The sequence below is a fragment of the Agromyces neolithicus genome, assembly GCF_039529735.1.
GTDB classification, from domain to species: Bacteria; Actinomycetota; Actinomycetes; order Actinomycetales; family Microbacteriaceae; genus Agromyces; species Agromyces neolithicus.
In genome coordinates, this window is record NZ_BAAANJ010000009.1 from 128453 (window position 1) to 151663 (window position 23211).

23 protein-coding genes are annotated in these 23211 nt (G+C 69.8%); 15 read left to right on the top strand and 8 right to left on the bottom strand.

Features of this window, described 5'->3' with window-relative positions; genetic code table 11:
* Positions 1-19 precede the first annotated feature (19 nt).
* The 3 genes from ABD164_RS12890 to ABD164_RS12900 all read left to right on the top strand — a co-directional run bounded on the left by ABD164_RS12890 (position 20) and on the right by ABD164_RS12900 (position 3499).
* Positions 20-283, top strand: a complete 264-nt coding sequence (locus ABD164_RS12890; RefSeq protein WP_344296695.1) for a hypothetical protein — start codon at positions 20-22, stop codon at positions 281-283.
* A gap of 190 nt (positions 284-473) precedes the next feature.
* On the top strand, positions 474-2006 hold the full coding sequence (locus ABD164_RS12895; protein ID WP_344296696.1) for a DUF2868 domain-containing protein: 1533 nt from the start codon (positions 474-476) through the stop codon (positions 2004-2006).
* Positions 2003-3499: a DUF3482 domain-containing protein gene (locus tag ABD164_RS12900; protein WP_344296697.1), complete on the top strand. Its 1497-nt coding sequence runs from the start codon at positions 2003-2005 to the stop codon at positions 3497-3499. The genes ABD164_RS12895 and ABD164_RS12900 overlap by 4 nt, the downstream gene beginning before the upstream one ends.
* Positions 3500-3627: 128 nt before the next feature.
* Here ABD164_RS12900 and ABD164_RS12905 read toward each other — a convergent pair whose 3' ends face one another.
* Positions 3628-6738: a M14 family metallopeptidase gene (locus tag ABD164_RS12905; protein ID WP_344296698.1), complete on the bottom strand. Its 3111-nt coding sequence runs from the start codon at positions 6736-6738 to the stop codon at positions 3628-3630.
* Positions 6739-6910: 172 nt separating this feature from the next.
* Between ABD164_RS12905 and ABD164_RS12910 the strand changes: the two genes are divergently transcribed.
* On the top strand, positions 6911-8677 hold the full coding sequence (locus ABD164_RS12910; RefSeq protein WP_344296699.1) for an acyl-CoA dehydrogenase family protein: 1767 nt from the start codon (positions 6911-6913) through the stop codon (positions 8675-8677).
* 31 nt (positions 8678-8708) lie between these two features.
* Here ABD164_RS12910 and ABD164_RS12915 read toward each other — a convergent pair whose 3' ends face one another.
* Positions 8709-9221 carry a GNAT family N-acetyltransferase gene (locus ABD164_RS12915; protein ID WP_344296700.1) on the bottom strand — a complete coding sequence of 171 codons (513 nt, stop codon included), beginning with the start codon at positions 9219-9221 and terminating at the stop codon, positions 8709-8711.
* Complete coding sequence (locus tag ABD164_RS12920) at positions 9218-9817, bottom strand: dihydrofolate reductase family protein (RefSeq protein ID WP_344296701.1); 600 nt, start codon at positions 9815-9817, stop codon at positions 9218-9220. Before ABD164_RS12920 ends, ABD164_RS12915 begins: the two co-directional genes overlap by 4 nt.
* Positions 9818-10099: 282 nt before the next feature.
* Between ABD164_RS12920 and ABD164_RS12925 the strand changes: the two genes are divergently transcribed.
* From ABD164_RS12925 to ABD164_RS12940, 4 genes are all read left to right on the top strand, one after another.
* The gene (locus tag ABD164_RS12925; protein ID WP_344296702.1) at positions 10100-10684 is read left to right on the top strand and encodes a hypothetical protein; all 585 of its coding nucleotides are present in this window, start codon (positions 10100-10102) and stop codon (positions 10682-10684) included.
* Positions 10685-10950: 266 nt separating this feature from the next.
* Positions 10951-11526 carry a PKD domain-containing protein gene (locus ABD164_RS12930; RefSeq protein WP_344296703.1) on the top strand — a complete coding sequence of 192 codons (576 nt, stop codon included), beginning with the start codon at positions 10951-10953 and terminating at the stop codon, positions 11524-11526.
* Between the two features lie 410 nt (positions 11527-11936).
* Entirely contained in the window at positions 11937-12314 is a 378-nt protein-coding gene (locus ABD164_RS12935) for a YciI family protein (RefSeq protein WP_344296704.1), read from the top strand.
* Between the two features lie 2 nt (positions 12315-12316).
* A complete protein-coding gene (locus tag ABD164_RS12940) occupies positions 12317-13678 on the top strand; it encodes an RNA polymerase sigma factor (RefSeq protein ID WP_344296705.1) in 1362 nt (453 codons plus the stop codon).
* Between the two features lie 41 nt (positions 13679-13719).
* Here the strand turns inward: ABD164_RS12940 and ABD164_RS12945 are convergent, their stop codons facing one another.
* Genes ABD164_RS12945 through ABD164_RS12955 form a run of 3 tightly spaced genes read right to left on the bottom strand, consistent with a single transcriptional unit; the run spans position 13720 to position 15850 of the window.
* Complete coding sequence (locus ABD164_RS12945) at positions 13720-14445, bottom strand: NINE protein (protein WP_344296706.1); 726 nt, start codon at positions 14443-14445, stop codon at positions 13720-13722.
* A complete protein-coding gene (locus tag ABD164_RS12950) occupies positions 14435-15259 on the bottom strand; it encodes a sulfite exporter TauE/SafE family protein (protein WP_344296707.1) in 825 nt (274 codons plus the stop codon). Before ABD164_RS12950 ends, ABD164_RS12945 begins: the two co-directional genes overlap by 11 nt.
* 24 nt (positions 15260-15283) lie before the next feature.
* Positions 15284-15850, bottom strand: coding sequence for a VanZ family protein (locus tag ABD164_RS12955; protein ID WP_344296708.1), 567 nt, complete (start codon positions 15848-15850; stop codon positions 15284-15286).
* 411 nt (positions 15851-16261) lie between these two features.
* Between ABD164_RS12955 and ABD164_RS12960 the strand changes: the two genes are divergently transcribed.
* Positions 16262-16465 (top strand): cold-shock protein, encoded by a 204-nt coding sequence (locus ABD164_RS12960; RefSeq protein WP_022893782.1) that lies wholly within the window; start codon positions 16262-16264, stop codon positions 16463-16465.
* A gap of 97 nt (positions 16466-16562) precedes the next feature.
* Here ABD164_RS12960 and ABD164_RS12965 read toward each other — a convergent pair whose 3' ends face one another.
* Positions 16563-18677 (bottom strand): PhoX family protein, encoded by a 2115-nt coding sequence (locus ABD164_RS12965; RefSeq protein ID WP_425545947.1) that lies wholly within the window; start codon positions 18675-18677, stop codon positions 16563-16565.
* Positions 18678-18950: 273 nt separating this feature from the next.
* Here ABD164_RS12965 and ABD164_RS12970 point away from each other — a divergent pair, with 273 nt between their 5' ends.
* The 3 genes from ABD164_RS12970 (at position 18951) to ABD164_RS12980 (ending at position 20939) form a co-directional block, all read left to right on the top strand.
* The gene (locus tag ABD164_RS12970; protein WP_344296816.1) at positions 18951-20018 is read left to right on the top strand and encodes a fatty acid desaturase family protein; all 1068 of its coding nucleotides are present in this window, start codon (positions 18951-18953) and stop codon (positions 20016-20018) included.
* A gap of 107 nt (positions 20019-20125) precedes the next feature.
* Complete coding sequence (locus ABD164_RS12975; protein WP_159602901.1) at positions 20126-20332, top strand: cold-shock protein; 207 nt, start codon at positions 20126-20128, stop codon at positions 20330-20332.
* 289 nt (positions 20333-20621) lie between these two features.
* A complete protein-coding gene (locus tag ABD164_RS12980) occupies positions 20622-20939 on the top strand; it encodes a TFIIB-type zinc ribbon-containing protein (RefSeq protein WP_344296709.1) in 318 nt (105 codons plus the stop codon).
* Positions 20940-21115: 176 nt separating this feature from the next.
* On the opposite strand, the gene ABD164_RS12985 is transcribed toward ABD164_RS12980, so the two are convergent.
* Positions 21116-21538: a VOC family protein gene (locus ABD164_RS12985; RefSeq protein ID WP_344296710.1), complete on the bottom strand. Its 423-nt coding sequence runs from the start codon at positions 21536-21538 to the stop codon at positions 21116-21118.
* A 232-nt stretch (positions 21539-21770) separates the two neighbouring features.
* On the opposite strand from ABD164_RS12985, the gene ABD164_RS12990 reads away from it, so the two are divergent.
* The 3 genes from ABD164_RS12990 (at position 21771) to ABD164_RS13000 (ending at position 23205) form a co-directional block, all read left to right on the top strand.
* On the top strand, positions 21771-22172 hold the full coding sequence (locus tag ABD164_RS12990) for an ArsR/SmtB family transcription factor (protein ID WP_344296711.1): 402 nt from the start codon (positions 21771-21773) through the stop codon (positions 22170-22172).
* Positions 22169-22642, top strand: a complete 474-nt coding sequence (locus tag ABD164_RS12995; RefSeq protein ID WP_344296712.1) for an SRPBCC family protein — start codon at positions 22169-22171, stop codon at positions 22640-22642. Before ABD164_RS12990 ends, ABD164_RS12995 begins: the two co-directional genes overlap by 4 nt.
* Positions 22643-22764: 122 nt before the next feature.
* The gene (locus ABD164_RS13000) at positions 22765-23205 is read left to right on the top strand and encodes a VOC family protein (RefSeq protein WP_344296713.1); all 441 of its coding nucleotides are present in this window, start codon (positions 22765-22767) and stop codon (positions 23203-23205) included.
* Positions 23206-23211: the final 6 nt, after the last annotated feature.

The following is a 23211-nucleotide window of genomic DNA, read 5'->3' on the forward strand; positions in this document are numbered from 1 at the left end:
GGCTTACACGGGCGATTCGGTGCGTCAAGCCGAGCAGGGGCATCCGGCGCCCTCGTTCACCGAGGGCGAAACTCACGTCGCCGACGAGCGATCTGCATCGATGCTCGTGCTGCTCGAAGACCGCCTCGCGACGAGCGGCTTCGACAGCATCGGCATCATCACGGGCTCGATCTTCATCCTCTGCGTGCTGCTGTTCCGCCGAGGCATCTGGGGCACCGCGAAGAGCTTGGTCGACAAGGGCACCGCGGCGTACGCGAAGCGACGCGGTTCACCGGACCGTTGACGGCGCGCGTAGCGCGCGGGAGCAAGGTTCAGCGCCGGGAGCAACCTTCGTAGGTTGTTCCCGCCGCATACGATTGCTCCCGCGGCGGAGGCCGGGTCACGGAGTTGCCGTCTTCGGGTGCCGAGGGCGGATGCCCCTGCGAGGGCCTCGTCCGCGGCATCCGTCGTCGCCCGGCATAGAATTCGCGCATATGGACGAGTCAGCGGCTCTCGACGTCACTGCGGCGCGCGCGGTCGAGGCGGGTGACCGCGATCGCCTGCTGTGGAGTGACGCCGACCGCGAGTGGGCGAGCCGCGCGGCGGCCGAGGTCGTCGGCGAGGGCGCGGCGCCCGAGCGCTACCTGGCACGCAGGGCACAGCTCGTGCTCGAGCGCATCGGCCCGCGCCAGCCCGCCGTGCCGCGCACGGTGCGGGCGCTGCGCTGGCGGCCGTGGGTGGGCGTCGTCGTCATCGTCGCGGCACTGCTGCTGGGCCTCGTCATCGACCGCATCGGCGGCGGCTCGAGCATCAACCTGCTCGCACCGCCCGTGTTCGCCCTCGTGGTGTGGAACGTCGTCGTCTACGTCTCGCTCATCGTGCGGGCCATCGCGTTCCGCGGCGCGGGGCCCGGACCGGTGCGGGCACTGCTCATCCGCGTCGCAGCATTGAGAACGCCGCTGACCCGGCACCGCAGCGACGACGCGGGGGCCGCGCGCCGTTCGATCCTCACGGCGCTCCCCAGCGAATGGGCGCGGGTCGCCGCACCGCTCTACGGCGTACGGGCGGGGCGGGTGCTGCACCTCGCCGCGGCCGCGACCGCACTCGGCGTCATCGCAGGGCTCTACACGCGCGGCCTCGCCTTCGAGTACCGCGCCTCGTGGGAGAGCACCTTCCTCGGCGCCGAGCAGGTGCGGGCGCTGCTCGCCTTCACGCTCGCGCCCGGGTCGTGGATCACGGGCATCCCGGTTCCCGAGGTGGCCGCGATCGAGGCGATCCGCGCGCCCGAGAGCGAGAACGCGGCGACCTGGATGCACCTGCTCGCCGGCACCGTCGCGGTGGTCGTCGTCATCCCGCGCCTCGGGCTCGCGGTGGTCAACGGCCTCGTCGAGCGCCGCCGCGCCACTCGTGTCGAGCTGCCGCTGGCCGAGCCGTACTACCGGCGGCTCGTGTCGGCCTACCTCGGCGGGCCGGGTCGCGTGCGGGTCGTGCCCTACAGCTATACCGTGACGGCCGAGGCGCAGGCCGGGCTCGACGCCGTGCTGTCACGGGCGTTCGGCGGTGCTGCGCCGACCATCGACCCGCCGGTCGGGTGGGGCGACGACGAGGCGCTGCTCGGGCTCGCGGCGGGATCGGGCCCCACGGCCGGCACCGCCCCAGGGAAGGCTTCGACGCCCGGCTCCGCGGCGACGGCCGCGGCCGAGGCCGTCACCCTCCCCTTGTTCAGCCTCGCGGCCACGCCCGAGCCCGAGGCGCACGGCGCGTTCCTCGATGCGCTCGCCAAGGGTGCGCGCACGGGACATCCGCTCATCGCTTTGATCGACGAGTCGGGGCTGCTCGCCCGCTGGCCCGACGATGACAGCCGCCTCGCCGGCCGCCGCGATGCGTGGCGGGAGTTCGTCGCCCAGCACGACGCGGTCGCGGTGTTCGTCGACCTCGCGTCGCCCGACCTTGCGGCGGCCGAGGCCGACCTGGTCGCGGCATCCGCCCTCGACGCCGGCGAGCCGCCACGCGGGAGGGTTCCGTGACCGCACCCACCGCCATCGCCCTCTCGCTCATCTCGCACACGAACGCGGGTAAGACGACGCTCGCGCGCACCCTGCTCGGCCGCGACGTCGGCGAGGTGCGCGATGCACCGCACGTGACCGTCGAGGCGACCCCGTTCCCGCTCGTGCAGACCGCTGAGGGCGACCTGCTCACGCTCTGGGACACGCCCGGATTCGGTGACAGCGTGCGGCTCGTGCACCGGCTGCGGCAGGACGGCAGTCCCATCGGCTGGTTCCTGTCGCAGGTATGGGACCGCTATCAGGACCGGGCGTTCTGGCTCACCCAGCTCGCGGTGAGAAACGTCGCCGAGCAGGCCGATGTGGTGCTGTACCTCGTGAACGCGGCCGAGGAGCCGGCCGACGCCGGGTACCTCGCGTCTGAGCTCGAGGTGCTCGAGTGGGTGGGCAAGCCGGTGCTGGTACTGCTCAACCAGACCGGGCGGCCGCGCGAACGCGAGGTCGAGCATGCCGACATCGAGCGTTGGCGGGCGGCGCTCGCCGACGCGACGCACGTGCGCGAGGTGCTCGCGCTCGACGCGTTCGCCCGCTGTTGGGTGGCGGAGTTCACGCTCTTCGCAGCGATCGAGCGGGCACTGCCCGCGCCGCCCGACGCGCGCGCCGCGGGATTCGCGCGGCTGTCGCAGGCCTGGCGCGACCGCCGCATGGATCAGTTCGACCTGGCGATGACCGCGCTCGCCGAATCGATCGCGCAGGCCGCGTGCGACCGTGCCGTGCTGCCGAGCGAGCCGATCGCGACCCGGCTCGGCGGCTCGATCGGCCTGCCGAACACCGCCCGCACGCAGGCGCAGGCCGCCGCGATCCGCGAGATGGGCGACCGGCTCGATGCCGGCCTGCGCTCGAGCACCGAGCGCCTCATCGCGATCCACGAGCTCGAGGGCCGGGCCGCCGACGAGGTGCTGCACCGGGTGGCGGGCGACGTGCAGGTCGACGCGCCCATCGACGCAGGACGCGCCGGGGTGGTCTCGGGCGTGCTTTCGGGCGCGGCCGCGGGGCTCGGCGCCGATCTCATGGCGGGCGGGCTCACGTTCGGCGCCGGCATGGTCGCCGGGGCCGTCATCGGTGCCCTCGGCGGTGCCGGGGTCGCCCGCGGCGTCAACCTCGTGCGCGGCCGCACCGAGTCGAGCCTGCGCTGGGAGGAGGCGTTCCTCGACGGGCTCGTCACGTCGGCGCTGCTGCGTTACCTCGCCATCGCGCACTACGGTCGGGGCCGCGGGGAGTGGAAGCAGAGCGAGTACCCGCCGTTCTGGCGCCAGCTCGTCGTCGACGCGGTCGTCGCGAACTCGGCGAGGCTGGCGGCCGTGTGGGCGAAGCGCCCGGCAGAGGCATCGACCGACCCATCGACCGGTGATGGCGCCGAGCGGCTCGAACGCGACCTGCAGGCCACGCTCAGCGACATGGCCATCGGGTTGCTCGATGAGCTCTACCCGGGCGCGCTCGCCGCCCGACCCGCGTAGGACTCCGACACTGATGCCACCACAGCATCAGTGTCGGAGTCTGCATCAGTGAGCGAGCTTGGGCAGACGCATGCCGCGTCACGAGCCACCCCGTGACGCGGCATCCGCCGATGGGACTCCAGTGCAGATCAGTCGAGCAGGTGCTCCAGTGCCCGGTCCATCCACGAGGCACGAGAAGCGGCATCCGTGATGCCCTCGAACCCGAACCCGGTCAGCAGCGAGCCCGGCGTGGCCACGACCGCGGCCTCGGGGAAGCCTGCGGCGGTCGTGATGATGAAGTTGTTCGGGTTCGGCGCACTGCCTTCAGCGGGTCCGGTGGCCTCCCAGCCGCCGGTGTCGCCCGCTTCGAACGACGTGGTGCCCTGGCCCGTCGACACCTCGATGTCGTCGATGAACACGCCGAGGCCCTGGGTGGCCCAGTCGCTGATGTAGGCGATGGACACCTCGACCTCACCGCCGGCGTACGCCGACAGGTCGACCGACCACTGCTGCCAACCACCCGAGTTGCCGGAGTCGGCCCACCAGTCGCCCGTGGTGCCGACCGGGTCGCAGGTCGTGTCATCGACGAACGTCTGGTAGTGGTCGAGATGCGGATGCAGCTCGCGCCAGCCTGCCGGGCAGCTCTGTCCGGTGCTCTGGGTCGTGTTGTTGTTGGCATCGGGCAGGGTCGTCCAGTCGTCGCCGCCCGCGGGGCGGGCCTCGACGACCAGGTGGTCCCAATCGGCCTCGGTGTCGTATGACGCCCAGAACGACATCGTGGCGCCACCGGCGGGCACGGTGACCGTGTTGGTCAGGCGCTTGTACGACACGTCGCCGATCTGCGAGTAGGCGTACGCCTCACCGGTGTGCGGCTCGAACGGCCCGCCCTCAAGGTCCCACCTGCCCGCGACCCAACTCTCGAACTGCGGGTAGACGGCCGGGTCGAGGATGCCGCTCGTCGTGATGAACGAGTTGCTGTGGTCCTGGTTGTCGGCGCTCTCAGGGCCGTTGAACCCCCAGTCCAGACCGGTGAACGGAGAGTCGACGCCGAGGACGTCGAGGATGCTGCCGTCCTCGGCCGTGCCGGCGTTGTCGATCGTCAGGTACGCACCGAGCCAGTACTGCAGCACGTCGTTGGTGAAGTCGCCCGACCCGCCGAGGGCCCGGCACCTGACCTGCACTGCCGGATCGGCGCGGCACTCCGCGTTCGCGGCCGTCGGGTCGTACAACTGGGTGCCGACGTTCGGCGTGTACTGGCTGCCGGCCCACTTGCCGGTGTAGAGCACGCGGCCGCCCTCATTGAGGAAGTCGCGCACCTCGAGCACCTGGTCGAGGGCCAACCGGTCGGCGTTGCCGCCCGCCCAGCCGGCTTTGCGCGTGACGATGTCGTCGCCGGTGTACCAGATGACGGCGTCGTAGTGCGACAGCACCCCGAGGTTGTCGGATGCGATCCGGCCCCGGTCGTCCACGTCGTAGACGTCGAATCCGGTGCCGTTGGCGTTGAGCGCGTCCTCGTAGAAGTCGAGGTAGTTCGGGCCGCCCGGCTGCACCGGTGACGCGCCCGTGTAGTCCTCGGCCGCCACGATCAGCACGTCGTCGTCGGATTCCTCGACGGCCTCGTAGGTGAACGAATCGCTGGTCTCCCCGCCGCCTTCGAACCAGACCTCGACGCTGTCGCCCGGAGACGTTCCCGTGACGAGTCCGCTCATGATGCGGTAGTAGACACCGGTCTTGCCGCCGTAGCGGTCACCACCGGTCCATTCCTCGGTGGGCACGCCGACCGCGGGTCCGTCGTTGATCGAGTACATCAGCGTGACGTCCCCCAGGTTGCGCCGAGCGATGACGCGCACCTCCTGCGGGTCGCCGTAGGAGTACTCGAACGTGAAGTTCGCCAGCGGAAGGCCCACCTTGTAGGTGTCGTCGCTCTTCAGGTAGAAGGGCTTCGTCTGGATGCCGAGATGCGATACCGGGTTGACCGGGTCGGCCGCGGACTTCGCCACGTCGAGTGCGAAGGGCAGTACCCGTTCGAACTCGGCCTGCACCTGGGCCTCGTCGTCGGGGAACACGAACCCGCCGCCTGCCGGAAGGCCCTCGCCGAGCTCCGGCGTCCAACCCAGCGCGCCGCCCTGGGAGTGGGCAAAGTCGGTCGTCTCGCCGTTCGTGACGTACAGCACGTCGGAGGACAGGCCAGGCTCGAAGTCGGGGATCGCGGGGGTGTCGCGGTTGCCCGACAGCGCGTAGTAGATGGGGTCGTCAGCCGTGGGCGTGCCGATCTGCCAGCCCTCGGCGGTCAGCAGCCACTGCCCGAACGAGTGCCAGTTGACGTGGAACGAGAAGTCGGCGCGGTCGTACAGCGACATCATCGCCTGAGTCTCAGGCTCCGACCCGGCCGACGGGCCGCGGTAGGTCTCGCTCGAGATCTGCGACGACGAACCCTCTTCGTCGTACCCGAAGTGCTCGGGGTAGTTGCGGTTCGGGTCGACGCCGTCGGCCCGCGTGATCTGGCCGTCGCCGTCGTTGTCGCGCAGGTTCTTGCGCCAGAGCCGTTCGTGGTCGAACGTGTACTGGTAGCCGTCGGGGTTGGCCACGACGACGAACCACATCTCGTTGTTGCGCAGCAGGTCCCTGATCTCCTTGTTGTTGGCCCGCCACTGGTCGATGTACCAGTTCGCGAGCCTGCGGTTCACTTCAGTGGAGATCCACTCGCGGGCGTGCTGGGTCGAGCTGTGCAGCACTCCCGGTCGGGCCCCGTCGGCGATGCCCCTCGCACCCTGGGTCAGCTTCAGCGCGATGATCTCGCGACCCTCGTAGGTGTGACCGAGCACCACGAGCTTGACCAGCTGCGGGTTCTCAGACGCGAGCTGGTAGAGCTCGTCGCGAATGCCGCCCGGCTCGTCCCACGACCGCCAGACCTCGAAGCCCGACGCAGCCTGCTCTGCCGCGAGCTGCCGGGCGGACTTGCCGTCCTTGTTCTTCTTGACCTTGACCGCGACACCCCGGTCCTGCAGGCCCTTCGCCTCGTCGGCGGTCAGGACGACATCGAGGCTCACGCCCGAATCGGTGTACCTGCTGTCGGCGATCTCGAAGCCGCCGGCGGCGAGATCGGCCGCCTCCTCGGCGGTTGCGTCGACCGTGTACATGTCGAGCGCCCCGTCGTCTTCGGTGGCGTTCGCGCTGAGGGGGCCGAGCAATGCGGCCACCAAGCCCAGTGCGACGACACCGAAGCCGAGGCGTGTCGTGAGGGAACGAGCTACAGCCATGACTGACTCCTTCGGCCCGACCGGCCAGATCACGGAGTGACGACATCGGCTCGCGCGGGTCGATGCTCGCCACATCTCTGGTGCTCACTGCGGACCCTAGGGCATAGCTTCCTGCGACCGATCGCTGCTGTCAACCCCGCGGCTCGTCGAGAATAGGACGCGGAGGTCGACGATGATCAACACGCACGAGGTCCTGAACCAGCCGCCGCCGCGCGATGGCGTCGACGAGTATTCGACGAACGTGCCGCTCGTCGAGGCGGTCGCCAGATGGGGGCGATCGGATGTCCCGGCCCTCGCCGATATCGGCCGTCATGTCGGCTCGGCAGGATTCCAGCGCGATGCCGACCGCGCGAACACGAACCCGCCCGTGCTGCACACGCACGACAAGTGGGGCAACCGCGTCGACGAGGTCGAGTACGACGACGCGTACCACCGCATCATGGCGGCGGCGATCGGCGCGGGCGCACACACGTCGGCGTGGGCCGATCCCGGCCGCGGCGCGAATGTCGAGCGTGCGGCCGCGTTCTTCCTCTTCGCGCAGGTCGAGCCGGGGCACGCGTGCCCGGTGTCGATGACGCATGCGGCGGTGCCGACGCTCGAGCTCGCGGCATCCGGTCTTCGCGACGAATGGATGCCCCGCCTGCTGAGCCGCGCGTACGAGCCCGCCCTCGCTGATCGAGTAGGGCCGCGCGCAGCGCGACCCGCATCGAGATCCGATGCGGATCGTCTCGATACGCTCGCTGCGCTCACCGCTCGACCGGCGAAGGCGTCGGCGCTCGTCGGCATGGCGATGACCGAGAAGCAGGGCGGCAGCGACGTGCGCGCCAACACGACGCGCGCCGAGCCCACCGGCGTCGACGACGCGTGGGGCCGTGAGTTCCGGCTCACCGGGCACAAGTGGTTCTGCAGCGCACCGATGAGCGACGCGTTCCTCGTGCTCGCGCAGGCGCCCGGCGGACTCAGCTGCTTCTTCGTGCCGCGCGTGCTGCCCGACGGCACGCGCAACGTGTTCCGCATCCAGCGGCTGAAGGACAAGCTGGGCAACCGGTCGAACGCGTCGAGCGAGATCGAGCTCGACGACACGGCGGCGTGGCTGGTCGGAGACGAGGGGCGTGGCGTCGCGACGATCGTGCAGATGGTCACGCGCACCCGGCTCGACTGCGTCATCGGGTCGGCCGCGGGCATGCGCCAGTCGGTCGCCGAGGCGGTGTGGCATGTGCGCCACCGCAGCGCGTTCGGCGCGCTGCTCGTCGACCAGCCCGCGATGACGGCGGTGGTCGCCGACCTGGCGCTCGAGTCCGAGGCGGCGACCCTCACCGCGATGAGGGTCGCGCGGTCCTACGACGATGATGCGGCGGCGGCGGCGTCGTCGGCGTCGTCGTCCTCGTCGTCGGATGTCCCGGAGCAGGGGTTCCGCCGCCTGGCCACGGCTGTGGCGAAGTACTGGATCTGCAAGCGCGGCCCCGGCCACGCCTACGAGGCGCTCGAATGCCTCGGCGGCAACGGCTACACCGAGGGGTTCCCGCTCGCGCGGCGGTATCGCGAGCAACCGCTGCTCGCCATCTGGGAGGGCTCGGGCAACGTCATCGCCCTCGACGTGCTGCGGGTGCTCGCCCGTGAGCCCGAGGCGTTCGAGGCGTTCTTCGACGTCGTCGGCGAGGCGGCCGGCGAGCACGCGGCGTTCGATCTCGCGCTCGCCGAAGCGCGCTCGGTCGTCGGCGAGGTCGCCGCCGATGTCTCGAGTGGGGCGGCCGCCGCTCGGGCGCGTGAGCTCACCGAGCGGCTCGCGCTCGTGCTGCAGGCGTCGCTGCTCGTGCAGCATGCGCCCGCGCCGGTCGCCGATGCGTTCGTGCGCACCCGCCTCGAGGGCGACTCGGGGTTGCTCTACGGCACTCTGCCGCCGGGTGTCGACACCGCGGCGATTCTCGCGCGGGCGTGAGCGGGGTCATCCGCCCATCGCTGCCCGCCGCTCAGATCGCACGCGTGAACGTGACCCGGTGCTCACCCGGCCCGTCGTAGTCGAGGTACGCCGGAACTCCGTCGACGTCGGTGTCGCCGCCGAGCGTGAATCCCATCGCGCGGTGGAACTGCTGCGACCGCCGGTTGACCGGACCGGTGATCGCGTCGACGCGGCTGCAACCGAGCGCGCGCACCTGCGCGAAGAAGCGTTCGTAGAGGGTGCGCGCGAGACCGGCGCCGCGCAGGTCGGGACGCACTCCCACGAAGTGCACGTACGCGACCTCGGGCTGCGACTGCGAGCGGAAGCCGACGAGGAACGCCGCGAGCTCGCCGTCGCCGTCGTCGACAATCGTGGACGTGTCACCGAAGTGCTGGAAGAAGAGGCGCGGCAGCAGCAGTGGAAGCGTCTCGGAGTTGGGCATCTGCCACCACTCGGGGATCGCGGCGACCACGCGAGCATGGTCGCTTTCGGCGGCGGTGCGGAACACGAGCGACGGATGCCCCGCCGCCGACTCATTGCTCACGGCACCGCCTCGGGTGCCCCGGCGGGGACGTAGTGCGCCACCATGACGCCCTTCGGGGTGGTGATGCTGCGGGTGAGCTCGAACGCCTGGTGGGTGCCGCCGAACAGGCGCATGCCGGTGCCGAGCACCACCGGATGGATGATGAGCACGTACTCGTCGATGAGCCCCGCGGCCGCGAGCGCCCCCACGAGCTCACCGCTGCCGAGGATCGTGAGGTCGGGGCCGTCGGTCTGCTTCACGGCGGCGACCGTGTCGACGGCGTCGCCGACGAGCACCGTCGAGTTCTGCCAGTCGGGTTCGGGCTGCGGATGCCGCGACACGACGAACTTCTCGACCCGGTTCATGTACTCGGTGAAGGGGTTGCCGTCGGTCTGGTGCGGCCAGAACGCGGCCATGTTGTCGTAGGTGCGATGACCGAACAGCAGCGCGCCGCCCGATTGTTCGCCGACGCCCATCTCGGCGGCGAGAGCCTCGTCGTTACCCGCGAGCGCCCATCCGCCGTAGGGGAAGTCGCCCCGCGGATCTTCGGACGCCGACATCGGCGCCTGCATCACCCCGTCGAGCGAGACGTTATTGTTCACCGTGATCCTGCGCATGCCCCCATCATGTGACGGCCCGCCGACATCCGCGAGGGGGTGCGGCCCGGGCGGCGAGGGTCGGGGCCGGATGTTCCGACGCACACTCGGTGCCGAAGTGCCGAAGTGCCGAAGTGCCGAAGTGCCGAAGTGCCGAAGTGCCGAAGTGCCGAAGTGCCGAAGTGCCGAAGTGCCGAAGTGCCGGGACTTCCCAGCCGCCCCTTCCCGTTCCAGGGGCGAATGCGACCAAGCCCTGTGGATAACCAGCGCCCCGTGGCGCTCGGCTCGCTTATGGTATTCGCCATGCCGATCTCTCCCCCGAAGCGCCGAGCACCTCGCCGTCTCGGCGCGGCGCTCGCCGCCGCCGGCACGCTCGCCCTCGTGCTCACCGGCTGCGTCGGAACCCCCGAGCCCACGTCGACACCCACCCCAACCGAGGAAGCCCCCATCTTCGCCTCCGACGAAGAGGCCCTCGCCGCTGCGGTGAAGGCCTACGAGCTCTACGCGGCGGCATCGCAACAGATCACGGACGACGGCGGGACCGAGCCAGAACGTATCGATCCGTTCGTAACCCCGAGCTTCGCGGTGGCACTCCACGAGGAGTTCGCCGCCTTTCAGGAAAGCGGAGTTCATTCACAAGGAAAGATCACCGCCGATCACGAATCGCTCGTTGAATGGAGTCAAGAGGGCGGGGCTGTGTCCGCATCGATATACCTGTGTCGAGATGTTTCGGAGGTTAGGGCGATTGGGCCGGACGGCGTCGACGTTACGCCCGAGGATCGGGCTGACCGTGTGCCCTCCCAGGCATTCTTCGTTTCGGACGCGAAGAGGGCTTCGACGCTCCTAGTCGATCGGATTGAGACGTGGACCGGCGACGACTTCTGCTAGCGTGCGTGAGCGCTTCGGTCGCCCTCGCCCTCGCGCTAACCACCATCGCCGCGCCCGCGGTCGCGGTCGCTGACTCTCGTGCCGGATGCTCGAACGGCGGCCTGATTGCCGGCTGCGCAGATGTAGGTGGACATGTGAACGACCGAGAGGCGATCTTGGATGCGTTCGTTGGTGGTGCCACAGGCGAAGCAGCGGAGCGTCACGAGCAATCCGAGGACAGCACCGGTGGGACCTTTGAAGCTCCGCGGCCGCTGCAAGCGAAGGGCATGACGGTGGAGGAGTGCTCGACCACGCGGCATCCCGAGTGCGACTTGGCCGCACCGCCCGCCGCGCCGACCACGCCGGCGCCTGGCACGCCCGCGGTGACGCTGCGCGATATCGCGTCGTTCCGGCCGGCGGAGCCGAGCGACGTGATGGAGCCGAACGGGTGGGCGATCGAGGGGCTCCCGGCGAACTTCGTCGCTGACGCGAGCACCGAGGTCGTGTCGGGCACGCTGCTCGGGCAGCCCGCCGACGTGCGGTTCACGCCGGTCGGGTACCGGTGGGTGCACTCCGACGGTGCGAACGTCGCGAGCTCCTCACCCGGTGCGACGTGGAGTGCACTCGGGGTCGCCGAGTTCACGCCGACCGACACGAGCCACGTGTATGCCGCGAGCGGGGAGTACACCGTGACGCTGCGGGTTTCGCTCGCCGCCGAGTACCGCTTCGCCGGGTCGGGCTGGCTGCCCATCGCCGGCACCCTCACGATCGACGCCGCGCCGCAGCGCGTGCTCGTCGGCGAGGTCGACACAGTGCTCACGGTTGGCGATTGCACAGAATATCCGTCGAGCCCCGGCTGCTGAACGACGGCTACACCCACACGAAGGGCGAGTGCGCGGATCCCGTCGAACTCGACGGGGCTGGCTGACGTGCGCGGCGGGGTAGTCCCTTCCACCACTCGGTGCCGAAGTGCCGAAGTGCCGAAGTGCCGAAGTGCCGAAGTGCCGAAGTGCCGAAGTGCCGAAGTGCCGAAGTGCCGAAGTGCCGAAGTGCCGAAGTGCCCAATTGCCCACCTGCCCACGTGCCGAGGTGCCGAGGTGCCGAGGTGCCCGGCCCGCCCGGGTGCCTGGTACTCCGCAAGTACGCTGGCACTTGCCTCGCCGGGCTCGTACGGCTCGGAGCGACTTCGGCCAGGCCCGTCGAGAATCCGATCGCAGCCCCGACATACTGATGGGAGCGCGGTTCCGCCTCCCAGATCGAAGGAGCGATTGCGATGAAGTACCTGATCCAGATCCACAGCAACCCCGCCTCGCGCGCCGTTTGGGAGAGCTTCAGTTCCGAGCAGCAGGCCGAGGGCTACGCCTACTACCAGGGCATCACCGAGGAGCTCCGCGCGAGCGGCGAACTCCTCGCCGGCGAGGCGCTCGCCGACATCTCGCTCGCCAAGCGAGTCACCGTGAGTGAGGGCGGCGGCGCGGTCGTGAGTGACGGCCCCTTCGCCGAGACGAAAGAACTGCTCGCCGGCTTCTACCTCGTCGACTGCGAGACCGAGGCACGCGCCATCGAGATCGCCGGCCGATTTCCCGAGGCCGAGTTCGGGCTCATCGAGGTGCGCCCGGTGCTCGAGTTGACCTCGGGCACCGACGTCTGACGATGCCCGGCACGCCCGGCACGCCCGGCACGCCCGGCACGCCCGGCACGCCAGGCAGGCCGGCCAGGCCCGGCACGCCCGCCAGGCCCGGCAGGCCCGGCAGGCCCGGCACGCCCGGCGACACCGCCGAGATCGCCGTTCGAGCACTGCGTGACGCCGCACCCTCGGCGCTCGCGGTGCTCGTACGGCGCTACGGCGACTTCGAGGCGTGCGAGGACGCCATGCAGGAGGCGCTCATCGCGGCCGCGGCGCAGTGGCCCGACGAGGGCGTCCCCGACAGCCCGCGGGCGTGGCTCGTGCGGGTGGCGTCGCGTCGCTACGTCGATGCGGTGCGAGCGGATGTCGCGCGGCGCCGCCGCGAAGCGCATGCCGTCGAGCTCGAGCCACCGCCCGCGCCGGTGCCCGCGGTCGACGACACGCTCACGCTGTTCCTGATCTGCTGCCACCCGGCGCTGGGCCGCCCAGCACAGGTCGCGCTCACCTTGCGCGCCGTCGGCGGCCTCACGACCGCCGAGATCGGCCGCGCCCTGCTGCTTCCCGAGGCCACGATCGCGCAGCGCATCTCGCGGGCGAAGGCGCGCATCAGGGCGAGCGGCGAGCAGTTCCGGATGCCCCGGCCCGACGAACTCGACGAGCGCCTCGCGGCGCTCCGCCAGGTGCTCTACCTGATCTTCACCGAGGGCCACACCGCGAGCTCGGGCGATGCGCTCGCGCGCGTCGACCTCTCTGCGGAGGCGATCCGCCTCACCCGCCGGTTGCACGCCGACGCGAATGACGCCTCCGGAGAGACATCCGGCCTGCTCGCCCTCATGCTGCTCACCGAGGCCCGACGCGCGGCCCGCACCGATGATGCGGGCGCGCTTGTGCCGCTCGATGAGCAGGATCGCGGCAGGTGGGATCGCGCGATGATCGCCGAGGGCGTCGCGATCGTCACCGAGACCCTCGACCGCGCGCCGATCGGCCCCTACCAATTGCAGGCGGCGATCGCCGCCGTGCATGACGAGGCCGCGTCGACCCAAGCGACCGACTGGATCGAGATCCTCGGCCTCTACGACCTGCTCGAGCGGCTCGCGCCCGGGCCCATGGTGACGCTTGGACGCGTCGTCGCGCTCGCCATGGTCGAGGGACCTGCGGCCGGGCTCGCGGCGCTCGATCGCGCCGAGTCGGCCGACGAGGGCGCGCACGGCACGCCGCTTGCCGAGCACCACCGCACGTGGGCGGTGCGCGCGCACCTGCTCGAACGCAGCGGGGCGACGGATGCCGCATCGCTCGCCTTCACCGAGGCGGCACGACGCACCCTCAACGGACCCGAGCAGCGCTACCTCGCCGCGAAGGCCGAGTCGCTGCGCACCCCTGCGGGCTGAGCGCCCGCGGGTCGAGGAGGCGCCAGAAGCGTCTCGAAACCTCAGGACGCGAGCGAACCGACGAGGTTCGAGACCCCGATGAGACCTGAGATGAGCCCCGTGACGAGCCCGAGCGCGACGATGCCGCCGGTCACGATCCACGCGATGCGCGCATGCTCGGCGTGGCCCTCGAGCGGTCGGCCCTGCTTGTCGCGCTGGGCGCCCGTGAGCACGAGCAGCAGGTCGACGAGCACCCACACCCCGAGCCCGCCCAGTGTGATGAGCTTCAGGATGCCGGTGCCGACCTTGCCGAGGTAGAACCGATCGACGCCCCAGTATCCGAGCAGCAGTGCGAACAGCCAGGTCGCGAGGAATGTGCGCCCCGCGCTGCGGTACGTGTCGTACGTGAACTGCGGCAGGGATGTCGCTGCCCCCGCGTTCCCGGGCGGCAGCGGCACCGTGGTGTGCTCGTTGATGTCGGCGGTGCCCGACCGCACCGGACGCACCGAGGTCAGCTCGTCGATCGCATCGTCGACGACGTCGGCGGGCGCCACGGGGGCAGGGTGGGCCGGCGGTGCGGCGGGCGCGGGCGGCGCGGGCGCCGGCGCGGGCGACGCCGCATCCCGCTCGGTCACGAGCGGTGCTGCAGAATCCGCGCGACCCGAGGCAGGGTCATCCGCTGACTTCGGAGCCGTGTGGGGCGTCCACGCGCTGCCGTCCCAATATCGGATCGCGTCGGTGTCGGCCTCGTCGTCGTACCATCCTGCGGGGCGTGCGTCAGCGGCCACGCTCGTTCCTCTCTCGTCGTTGCGCGCGTACGGCGCGCACGGCCAGTTGTACGGTGGCGATCACGATGAGCACCGAGAACAGCCACGTCGACCATTCGGGTGACAGCAGGTGGGCGATCGCGACGCCGCCGAACGACGCGAGGGTCGCCGCCGCACCGGCGATGAGGCCGGCACGAAGGTCGACGACACCGCCGCGCGCGTTGGTGATCGTGCCGCTGATCGCGGTGGGGATCATCACGGCGAGCGACGTGCCCTTCGCCACGAGGTCGCTCATGCCGAGCAGCATGATGAATGCCGGCACCATGACGATGCCGCCGCCGATGCCGAAGAGGCCCGCGGCGACGCCGATCACGAACCCGAGCGCGACCATGATCACGATCGTGAAGGCGTCGAGCTCGACGAGGCCGTCGCCGCGCGGCGGCACGAAGAACAGCATGCGCACGGCCACGACGGCGAGCAGGGCGATGAACATCCATCGCAGCCACACGAGGGGGAGGCGCTTCAGCAGCCTCGCCCCGAGCCATCCGCCGGCGATGCCGCCCGCCGCCACGAAGAGCGCCGCGATCACGTCGACCTCGCCGCTCGCGAAGTAGGTGATGGCGCCGACGACGGCGGTGGGCACGATCGCGGCGAGCGACGTCGCCGAGGCGCGCCGCTGGTCCATGTGGGCGAACGTGATGAGCAGGGGCACCATGAGGATGCCGCCGCCGACGCCGAACGCGCCCGAGAGCAGCCCGCCCGCGGCGCCGATGAGCGCGAGGCGCACCCACGATGCTCGCGACGCTGCAGCAGCATGCGGGGCGGGCGAAGTCACCCGACCAACTGTACTGGCGGGCGGCTACGCCGCGCGATCGGCGGCCCTGCCCGAGCCCGCGTGCGTGCCGGAGTCTGCCTGCACGGCCGTGCTCGCGCCGACGAGCTCTACGAGGCGGGTGGATTCGGGTGCCGCCTCGGGCAGCAGGTCGGCAGGGGCACGCACCTCGGATGCCGCGATGGCGCCCGCGCGGCGCACCATGCGCGCGACGAGCACCAAGAACACGCCGACCACTGCGCCGGTGGTGTTCATGACCAGGTCGCGCGGGTCGGAGATGCGATCGGTCGCGAGCAGCTGCGCGAGCTCGATGGCGGTGGTGAACGCGAAGCCCGCGACGAGCGCGAGCGGCCAGTGGCGCCGGCGGATGAGCAGTGCCGCGAGCACGCCGACCGGCACGAACAGTGCGATGTTGAACATCATCTCGGCGAGGTACCCGGTGGTCCACGTGACCGGCGAGGTCCATGCGGCGGGGTTCAGGATGCCGCCCTCGATCTGGTGCGTCGCCGTGCGCCACGGTGCCGGACCGAGGGTGACCCACAGCACGACGGCCGCGTACGCGGCGGCAACGAGACCGAGGGGGCGGCGATCCATCTCTCCATTGTGACGCCGCAAGACTATGAAAGTGCTGTTATCCACAGGATGTCCGGGTTCCGGTGCCGCCCCCGGTCAGCAGCGACGTGGGCCCGATCGGGGCTCGATCGGGCGCTCGATCGGCATATTCGAATGTCACAATCGGGTCAACGCGCTGTCAGAACCTGAGTGCGACCCGATAGGGTACTATCACTGATTCCTCCATCAAGCGGGCACTTGCCCGGCCTCCATCCTGATTGCCCGGAGGCGGACCGATCCGCGTGGCATGACCCGATACGAGAAGGCGGATGCCCGAGCGCAACCCCGCCTCTCGCCCCCGCTTCGACGACACAGAGTCGCCGGGGCAGCGATCGACCGTCGGTCGCATCGGGTCCGCAATCAGCGGCCCATCTGAATAAGAAGGACAGCAGTATGGCAACCGGAACCGTCAAGTGGTTCAACGCCGAAAAGGGCTTCGGCTTCATCGCTCCCGACGACGGCAGCGCCGACGTCTTCGCGCACTTCAGCGCCATCTCGGGCAACGGCTACCGTTCGCTCGAAGAGGGCCAGAAGGTCGAGTTCGAGGTCGCACAGGGCCCGAAGGGTCTGCAGGCCGAGAACATCCGCGGGCTCTGAGCTTCAACAGCAACTGAGCCGGCACAGGCACCACGCGAACGCCCCCGCAGCGCAGGCTGCGGGGGCGTTCGTCGTACCGGTGGGGCGTAGTCCCGGTCTACGGCTTCCAGACCTGCACGACGCTCGGGCGAGGGCCGCCCCAATTGCCGTCGGCGAGGGTGCCGGGTGTCACGTAGTCGGGAAAGTACGAGCGCTGCGCGGCCCACGAGCCGTCTTCGCCCGGGTGCTGCACGGCGACGAACACCGAACCGTCCTGGTCGTGGATGAGGGGACCGCAGGTCTCACCGTCGCGCGGCACCGACAGGAACTGCTGCACCCGGCCGCGCTCGGCGCCTTCGAGCGGCACCTTGAACAGCCCGTCGCACAGGCCGATCGTGCCCGGCTGCCCGTCGGTCGAGATCCAGAGGTTGCCGTTCGAGTCGAAGGCCAGGTTGTCGGGGCACGAGATCGGCGACACCTTGTCGGCCGGGAAGCCGGCGAAGTAGGTCGACGGGTTCGTCGCCGGATCGCCGGCGAGAATCAGGATGCTCCAGCCGAACGTCGTCGCGGCCGCGTCGTTGCCGTTCTCGGTGATCTCGATGATGTGGCCGTCGCGGTTGCGGTTGCGCGGGTTGACCTCGGTCGCGCCCTCCTTGCGTCCCGGAACGCCGCGGTCGGTGTTGTTCGTGCACGCGACGTAGACGCGCCCGGTGCGGGGGTTCGGCTCGACGTCTTCGGGGCGGTCGAGCTTGGTCGCACCGACGGCGTCGGCGGCGAGGCGCGTGTTGACGAGCACCTCGGCGGCCGAGAAGCCGGGCACCTGGCTCATGCCGTCGATGACGAGCGGCACCCAGCGGCCGGTTCCGTCGAACTGGCCGTCCGACGGCACCGTGCCCGTGCCGTCGATCTCGCCGGCGGGCGAGTCGCCCGAGAACTGCGCGACGTACAGGGTGCCCGCCGTGAGCAGCGTCTTGTTGTGCGCGCTTGCTGCGGGGTTGTTCGAGCCGTCGAAGCGATCCTTCGAGACGAACTTGTAGAGGTAGTCGAAGCGCTCGTCGTCGCCCTGGTAGGCGACCGCGTGCCCGCTCTTCGAGATGCTGATGTTCGCACCCTCGTGCTTGAAGCGGCCGAGCGCGGTGTGCTTGACGGGCGTCGAGGTCGGGTCCTCGGGGTCGATCTCGACGATCCAGCCGAACCGGTTCGGCTCGTTGCGGTACCCGGGGTTGGCGACGCCGTCGAAGCGGGGGTCGACAGTACGCCAACCGCGCCCGTCGCCGTTGGCGTTGAGGCCATAGCGCCGCTCGGCGGGGGTCTCGCCGGGGTTGCGGAAGTACCCGTTGAAGTTCTCCTCGCCCGAGAGCACGGTGCCCCACGGCGTCGTGCCGCCGGCGCAGTTGTTGAGCGTGCCGCGCACCGTGGTCCCCGTCGAGTCCTCGACGGTCTTCAGCAGGTCGGAGCCGGCGGCGGGGCCCGTGAAGGTGAACGGCGTGTCGAGGGTGATGCGCCGGTTGCGCGGCGCGCCGACGACGTAGCTCCAGGGCTGCCCCTTCTTCGAGCGCGCCACCTCGACGACGCCGAAGCCGTGTGCCGCCATCGCGATGCGGCTGCGCTCGGCCGCGTCGAGCTCGGGCGGGAACATGATCGACTCGTTGGTGTACTCGAAGTTCGCGACGAGCACCCCGCGCTTGCCGTTCGGCTCGGCGATGATGTCGAGGTAGTCGTTGTTGTACCCGAACTGGCGGGCCTGCTTCTCGGCGGTCTGGTTCTGCGGGTCGAACGCGTCGTCCTCCGAGAAGAGCGGGTCGCCCCAGCGGATGATCGGGCGCCACTGGTAGCCGTGGGGCACGACGACGTCGTCGACGCTCGCGGGCACGGGGGCGATGGGGTCGAAGGCGAGCTTGCCGCCGTTGCCGCCGGGGATCGCCACTGCGGGTGCGGCGTCACCGGCGACGGCGCCGCCGATGACGATCGCGGCGGCCGCGGCACCGGCACCGGCGAGCACCGAGCGGCGCGACATGCTCGCACTCACGATGTCGCGGAAATACCCGTTGTCAGACGTGTTGGGCACCGGGTGGAAGCACGCGTCGGCGCACTTGAGGTGGCACGTCACCGCACTGCGCTTTCCTGCCGTGTGCCCCTGCATGGGCATCAGCGGCAGCAGGGTGCGGCGTGCGACGGGGCGCACCGACGAGGTCGCCTCGTCGCTTCGCGCCGGTTCGTGGGTCATGGTCATCAGGGGCTCCGATCACGTTCGGTGCGCCGCGTGCGGGCGCACACGGCCAGATTGCCGGGGGTTCGAACCCACTTGGCGGATGTCCCGTGGCCGAGCGGTGAACCTCGGGTGAACGTGCGTCGACATGATGCCCGAACGAGATTTGCCAGCACATTCCCATGCGCACCCTCTAGAGTCGAAGCATCTGCAGCGAGTAGTCACTCGCGATCCCCGGCTGGGAAGTCGACGACGACAGCTGGGAAGACCATCTCTCACACCGAATCCCTCGGTGCGATCCGGGCTACGAAGCCCCGCACCGGCTCCGCTGATATCACGCGCAGTTACACCGCCCTCAGCCGGGTCGTTCGCGAGTCGGGCCTGCTGAACCGCACCCGCTGGTTCTACATCGCGCTCATCGGTGTGCTGCTCATCGCGCTCGGCGGTGCGGTCACCGGGTTCATCCTGCTGGGCGACTCCTGGTTCCAGCTGCTGATCGCCGGTGCGCTCGGGCTGATCTTCACCCAGTTCGCCTTCCTCGCACACGAGGCCTCGCACCGTCAGGTGCTCGAGTCGGGCCCGGCCAACGACCACATGGGACGCGCCATCGCAGCCGGCGTCGTGGGCATCAGCTACTCGTGGTGGATGACGAAGCACACCCGTCACCACGCGAACCCCAACAAGCTCGGCAAGGACCCCGACATCGACTTCGACACGATCTCGTTCGTCGAGGCCGATGCCGCGAAGCAGCGTGGCCTGATGGCGCTCATCACGCGCAAGCAGGGCTACCTGTTCTTTCCGCTGCTCACGCTCGAGGGCGTCAATCTGCACTACCGGTCGATCAGCACGCTGTTCGAACGCCGCGCCGTCAAGGGCCGTGCGCTCGAGCTCAGCCTCATCGGGGTTCGGTTCGCGGTCTACTTCGGCGCCATCTTCTGGATGCTGCCGCTCGGCATGGCGTTCGCGTTCATCGGGGTGCAGCTCGCCGTGTTCGGCATCTACATGGGGGCCTCGTTCGCGCCGAACCACAAGGGCATGCCGATCATCCCCGCCGACGCGAAGCTCGACTTCTTCTCGAAGCAGGTGCTCACCTCGCGCAACGTCTCGGGCGGCATGTGGGCCAGCGCGCTCTTCGGCGGACTCAACTACCAGGTCGAGCACCACCTGTTCCCGAACATGCCCCGCCCGCACCTCGCGAAGGCGCGCGAGATCGTGCGCGAGTACGCCCGCACGCTCGACGTGCCCTACACCGAGACGACGATCCTGCAGTCGTACGGCATCGTCATCCGCTACCTCAACCGCGTCGGCCTCGCCGCGCGCGACCCGTTCGACTGCCCGATGGTGAACCAGTTCCGTCGGGTCTGATCCCACACACTTCCGCAGGCGGACGTCGCCCGCGGAACCCCGCACGACCTGAGGTCGTGCACGTCGCAGCCGTTACGGCGGCTCGGCTTTACAGAAGGAAAAGAAATATGGCTACCGGAACCGTCAAGTGGTTCAACGCCGACAAGGGCTTCGGCTTCATCGCCCCCGACGACGGCAGCGCCGACGTCTTCGCGCACTTCAGCGCGATCGCGTCGGGCGGCTACCGCTCGCTCGAAGAGAACCAGAAGGTCGAATTCGAGACCGCCCGCGGCCCCAAGGGCCTGCAGGCCGAGAACATCACCGTCATCGGCTAGTTCTCGCACCACCAGGTCGTCCCGTCGAAGGGCGACTGAACGAGCGGATGTCCCGGCCGCCGCCTCCGCGTGAGGCGCGTGCCGGGGCATCCGCTCGCTGCGTTTCGGGGTCCCCGGCGGTCGAGGAGCGCAGTCGGAGGCGACGCGTCTCGAAACCGATCTGAGTCCGCCGGTCGAGTAGGCGCGAAGCGCCGTATCGAGACCCGATCCGTCAGAGCAACCTCAAAGCTTCGCTCCATAGGCTTGCGGCAGTGCCGATCGACCCTGTCGGCCCCGAAGGAGGAGCCCCATGCAGTGCCCCAGTGACGGAACCGTGCTCGTGATGAGTGAGCGCAGCGGCGTCGAGATCGACTACTGTCCGACGTGCCGCGGCGTGTGGCTCGACCGAGGCGAGCTCGACAAGATCCTCGAGCGCGCCGGCCGCGAGTTCGGTGCCCCGCAGTCCGCCCCGACGGCCCCGTCATCCCCGGCGCCGCCGGCCTACAGTCAGCAGCAGTCGTACGACAACCGCGGCTACGACAACCGCGGCTACGACAACCGGGGTTACGGCGACCAGGGCTACCGCAAGAAGAAGAAGGAGAGCTGGCTCTCCGACCTCTTCGACTAGGCCACGAACTCCGTTCCCCGGCCCGTCCCCGCCACGTCCCCGCCCCTTCCCGCGCCCACCCGGCGCTTCGGGGGTGCTTTTGCGCAGATTCCGAGCAGGAATCGCCGAAATCTGGCGCGAAAGCACCCCCGCAACGGCAGAGGCCCGCGGAGCGAGGGGCGTCAGGGCTGAGCGGGTCAGGCCTGTTGCGCGCCGCCGATGTTCACGAGCCAGGCCGTGCCGAAGCGGTCGGTGAGCATGCCGAACGCGTCGCCCCAAGGTGCGACCTCGAGCGGCTGCGCGATCGTGCCGCCTTCGGCGAGCTTCTGCCAGTAGCCGCGCAGCGTGGCGTCGTCGTCGGGGCCCCCTGAGAGCGAGACAGAGATGTTGCCCTTCGTTCCGGGGAACTCGAGGTAGCTGGGGGTGTCGGCGCCCATGAGCGTGATGGTGCTCGACTCGAGCTGGCTGTGCATGACCTTGTCGGCGTCGGCGGGGTCTTGGGCGGCCCCGAAGTCGGCGAACGTGCTCGTGGTGAGTTCGCCGCCGAAGACCGACTGGTAGAACTCCATGGCTTCGCGGGCGTTGTCGGTGAAGTTGAGGTAGGGGTTGAGCGTGACCATCGGTGGCACCCTTTCGAATCGTCGTTCGTGACATGCCGATAGTGGCGCCTCGCAAGGCCGATGGCAACCCTTTCGCCGGTGGCAACCCGCTCGCCGGCAGGGAACCCGTTTCGCCGGCGGCATCCCGTTTCGAATAACCCTTGACAGGGTCATCCATCGCTCGTATTCTCGTAATCAATCAATCAGTTGATCAAGCAAGCGATTGACTACGACGATTCGATCGGGGTGGCAGATGCTCGTGGATCCGAGTGCCGACGACCGCCTCGACCGCGCATTCATGGCGTTGGCCGACCCGGTGCGTCGCCGCATCGTCGCCCGCCTGAGCCGCGGGCCGGCCACCGTCAACGAACTCGCCGAACCGTTCGAGATCACCAAGCAGGCGGTCTCGAAGCACATCCAGGTGCTCGAGTCGGCCGGTCTCGTCACGCGCACCCGCGACGCCCAGCGGCGCCCGGTGCACCTCGACGCCGCCGCGCTCGAAGCACTCACCGAGTGGATCGACCGCTACCGGCTGATCCACGAGCAGCAGTTCCGGTCACTCGACGCGCTGCTCGCCACCGACCGCGGCGCTCGCGTCGCAGCATCCGGCGAGGGCACCGCCCCCGCCACCACACAGAAAGACGCAGAATCATGACGAACCCCGTCACCATCACCGCCCCCGAGGGGCTTCCCTTCATCGACATCGAGCGCGAGATCGACGCCCCAGTGGCGGCCGTCTTCAACGCGCACCGCGACCCCGAGCTCATCACGCAGTGGCTCGGGCCGAACGGCTACGAGATGCAGGTCGAGCGCTGGGACTTCGTGTCCCAGGGTGGCTACCGCTACCTGCACACGAACGCCGACGGCGAGTCCTTCGCCTTCCGGGGCACGTTCCACACCGTGCGCGAGAACGAGTTCGCCGTGCAGACGTTCGAGTTCGAGGGCTTCCCCGACGTCGTCGCGATCGAGGCGATGACGTTCGAAGACCTCGGCGACGGCCGCACCAGGTTGCGCATCCATTCGGTGTACCCCACGGTCGAGTCGCGCGACGGCATGGTCGCGAGCGGCATGGAGACCGGCCTCCGCGAGGGCTACGAACGCCTCGACGCGCTCGTCGCCGCCTGATGCTCGCCAACGGCTGATCAGGGGCGAGCGGATGTCGCGGCGTAGCCTCGTTCGCGGCATCCGGTCGCACTTCAACCTCCCAACCCACCCTACTGAAGCACCTCACCGAAACGGAGCACATCATGGATTGGACCCTCGAAGTCGTCATCGTGCCGGTCAGTGACATCGACCGCTCGATCGCCTTCTACCGCGACCAGGTCGGATTCGACCTCGACCACCACACGGTCAACGAGCACATGGACGTCGCGCAGCTCACGCCGCGCGGCTCGGGTTGCTCGATCGTCATCGGCAACCTCCCGGCACAGCAGGAGATGGCGCCGGGCTCGCTGAAGGGCACGCAGCTCGTCGTCGCCGACGCCGCGGCCGCGCGCGACGAGCTCACCTCGCGCGGGGTGGAGTGCAGCGACATCATGGTCTTCAACGACATGGACGGCGGCACCTTCTTCGGCTTCAGCGACCCCGACGGCAACTCGTGGGCGGTACAGCAGATCAAGGCCCGCGCCGAGCGCCCGCTCATCCCGGCCGAGGCGCGGCAGCGGTTCGGCGCCGAACAGCAGCTCTGACCTGAC

Bases quoted from the DNA above. Each gene is read 5' to 3' on its own strand.
- ABD164_RS12955 (WP_344296708.1), bottom strand. From the start codon at position 15,850: ATGGATCGCCGCCCCCTCGGTCTCGTTGCCGCCGCGTACGCGGCCGTC.
- ABD164_RS12925 (WP_344296702.1), top strand. From the start codon at position 10,100: ATGCCGATCTCTCCCCCGAAGCGCCGAGCACCTCGCCGTCTCGGCGCG.
- ABD164_RS13000 (WP_344296713.1), top strand. From the start codon at position 22,765: ATGGATTGGACCCTCGAAGTCGTCATCGTGCCGGTCAGTGACATCGAC.
- ABD164_RS12985 (WP_344296710.1), bottom strand. From the start codon at position 21,538: ATGGTCACGCTCAACCCCTACCTCAACTTCACCGACAACGCCCGCGAA.
- ABD164_RS12980 (WP_344296709.1), top strand. From the start codon at position 20,622: ATGCAGTGCCCCAGTGACGGAACCGTGCTCGTGATGAGTGAGCGCAGC.
- ABD164_RS12965 (WP_425545947.1), bottom strand. From the start codon at position 18,677: ATGACCATGACCCACGAACCGGCGCGAAGCGACGAGGCGACCTCGTCG.
- ABD164_RS12990 (WP_344296711.1), top strand. From the start codon at position 21,771: ATGCTCGTGGATCCGAGTGCCGACGACCGCCTCGACCGCGCATTCATG.
- ABD164_RS12905 (WP_344296698.1), bottom strand. From the start codon at position 6,738: ATGGCTGTAGCTCGTTCCCTCACGACACGCCTCGGCTTCGGTGTCGTC.
- ABD164_RS12935 (WP_344296704.1), top strand. From the start codon at position 11,937: ATGAAGTACCTGATCCAGATCCACAGCAACCCCGCCTCGCGCGCCGTT.
- ABD164_RS12995 (WP_344296712.1), top strand. From the start codon at position 22,169: ATGACGAACCCCGTCACCATCACCGCCCCCGAGGGGCTTCCCTTCATC.
- ABD164_RS12940 (WP_344296705.1), top strand. From the start codon at position 12,317: ATGCCCGGCACGCCCGGCACGCCCGGCACGCCCGGCACGCCCGGCACG.
- ABD164_RS12960 (WP_022893782.1), top strand. From the start codon at position 16,262: ATGGCAACCGGAACCGTCAAGTGGTTCAACGCCGAAAAGGGCTTCGGC.
- ABD164_RS12975 (WP_159602901.1), top strand. From the start codon at position 20,126: ATGGCTACCGGAACCGTCAAGTGGTTCAACGCCGACAAGGGCTTCGGC.
- ABD164_RS12895 (WP_344296696.1), top strand. From the start codon at position 474: ATGGACGAGTCAGCGGCTCTCGACGTCACTGCGGCGCGCGCGGTCGAG.
- ABD164_RS12920 (WP_344296701.1), bottom strand. From the start codon at position 9,817: ATGCGCAGGATCACGGTGAACAATAACGTCTCGCTCGACGGGGTGATG.
- ABD164_RS12930 (WP_344296703.1), top strand. From the start codon at position 10,951: ATGACGGTGGAGGAGTGCTCGACCACGCGGCATCCCGAGTGCGACTTG.
- ABD164_RS12910 (WP_344296699.1), top strand. From the start codon at position 6,911: ATGATCAACACGCACGAGGTCCTGAACCAGCCGCCGCCGCGCGATGGC.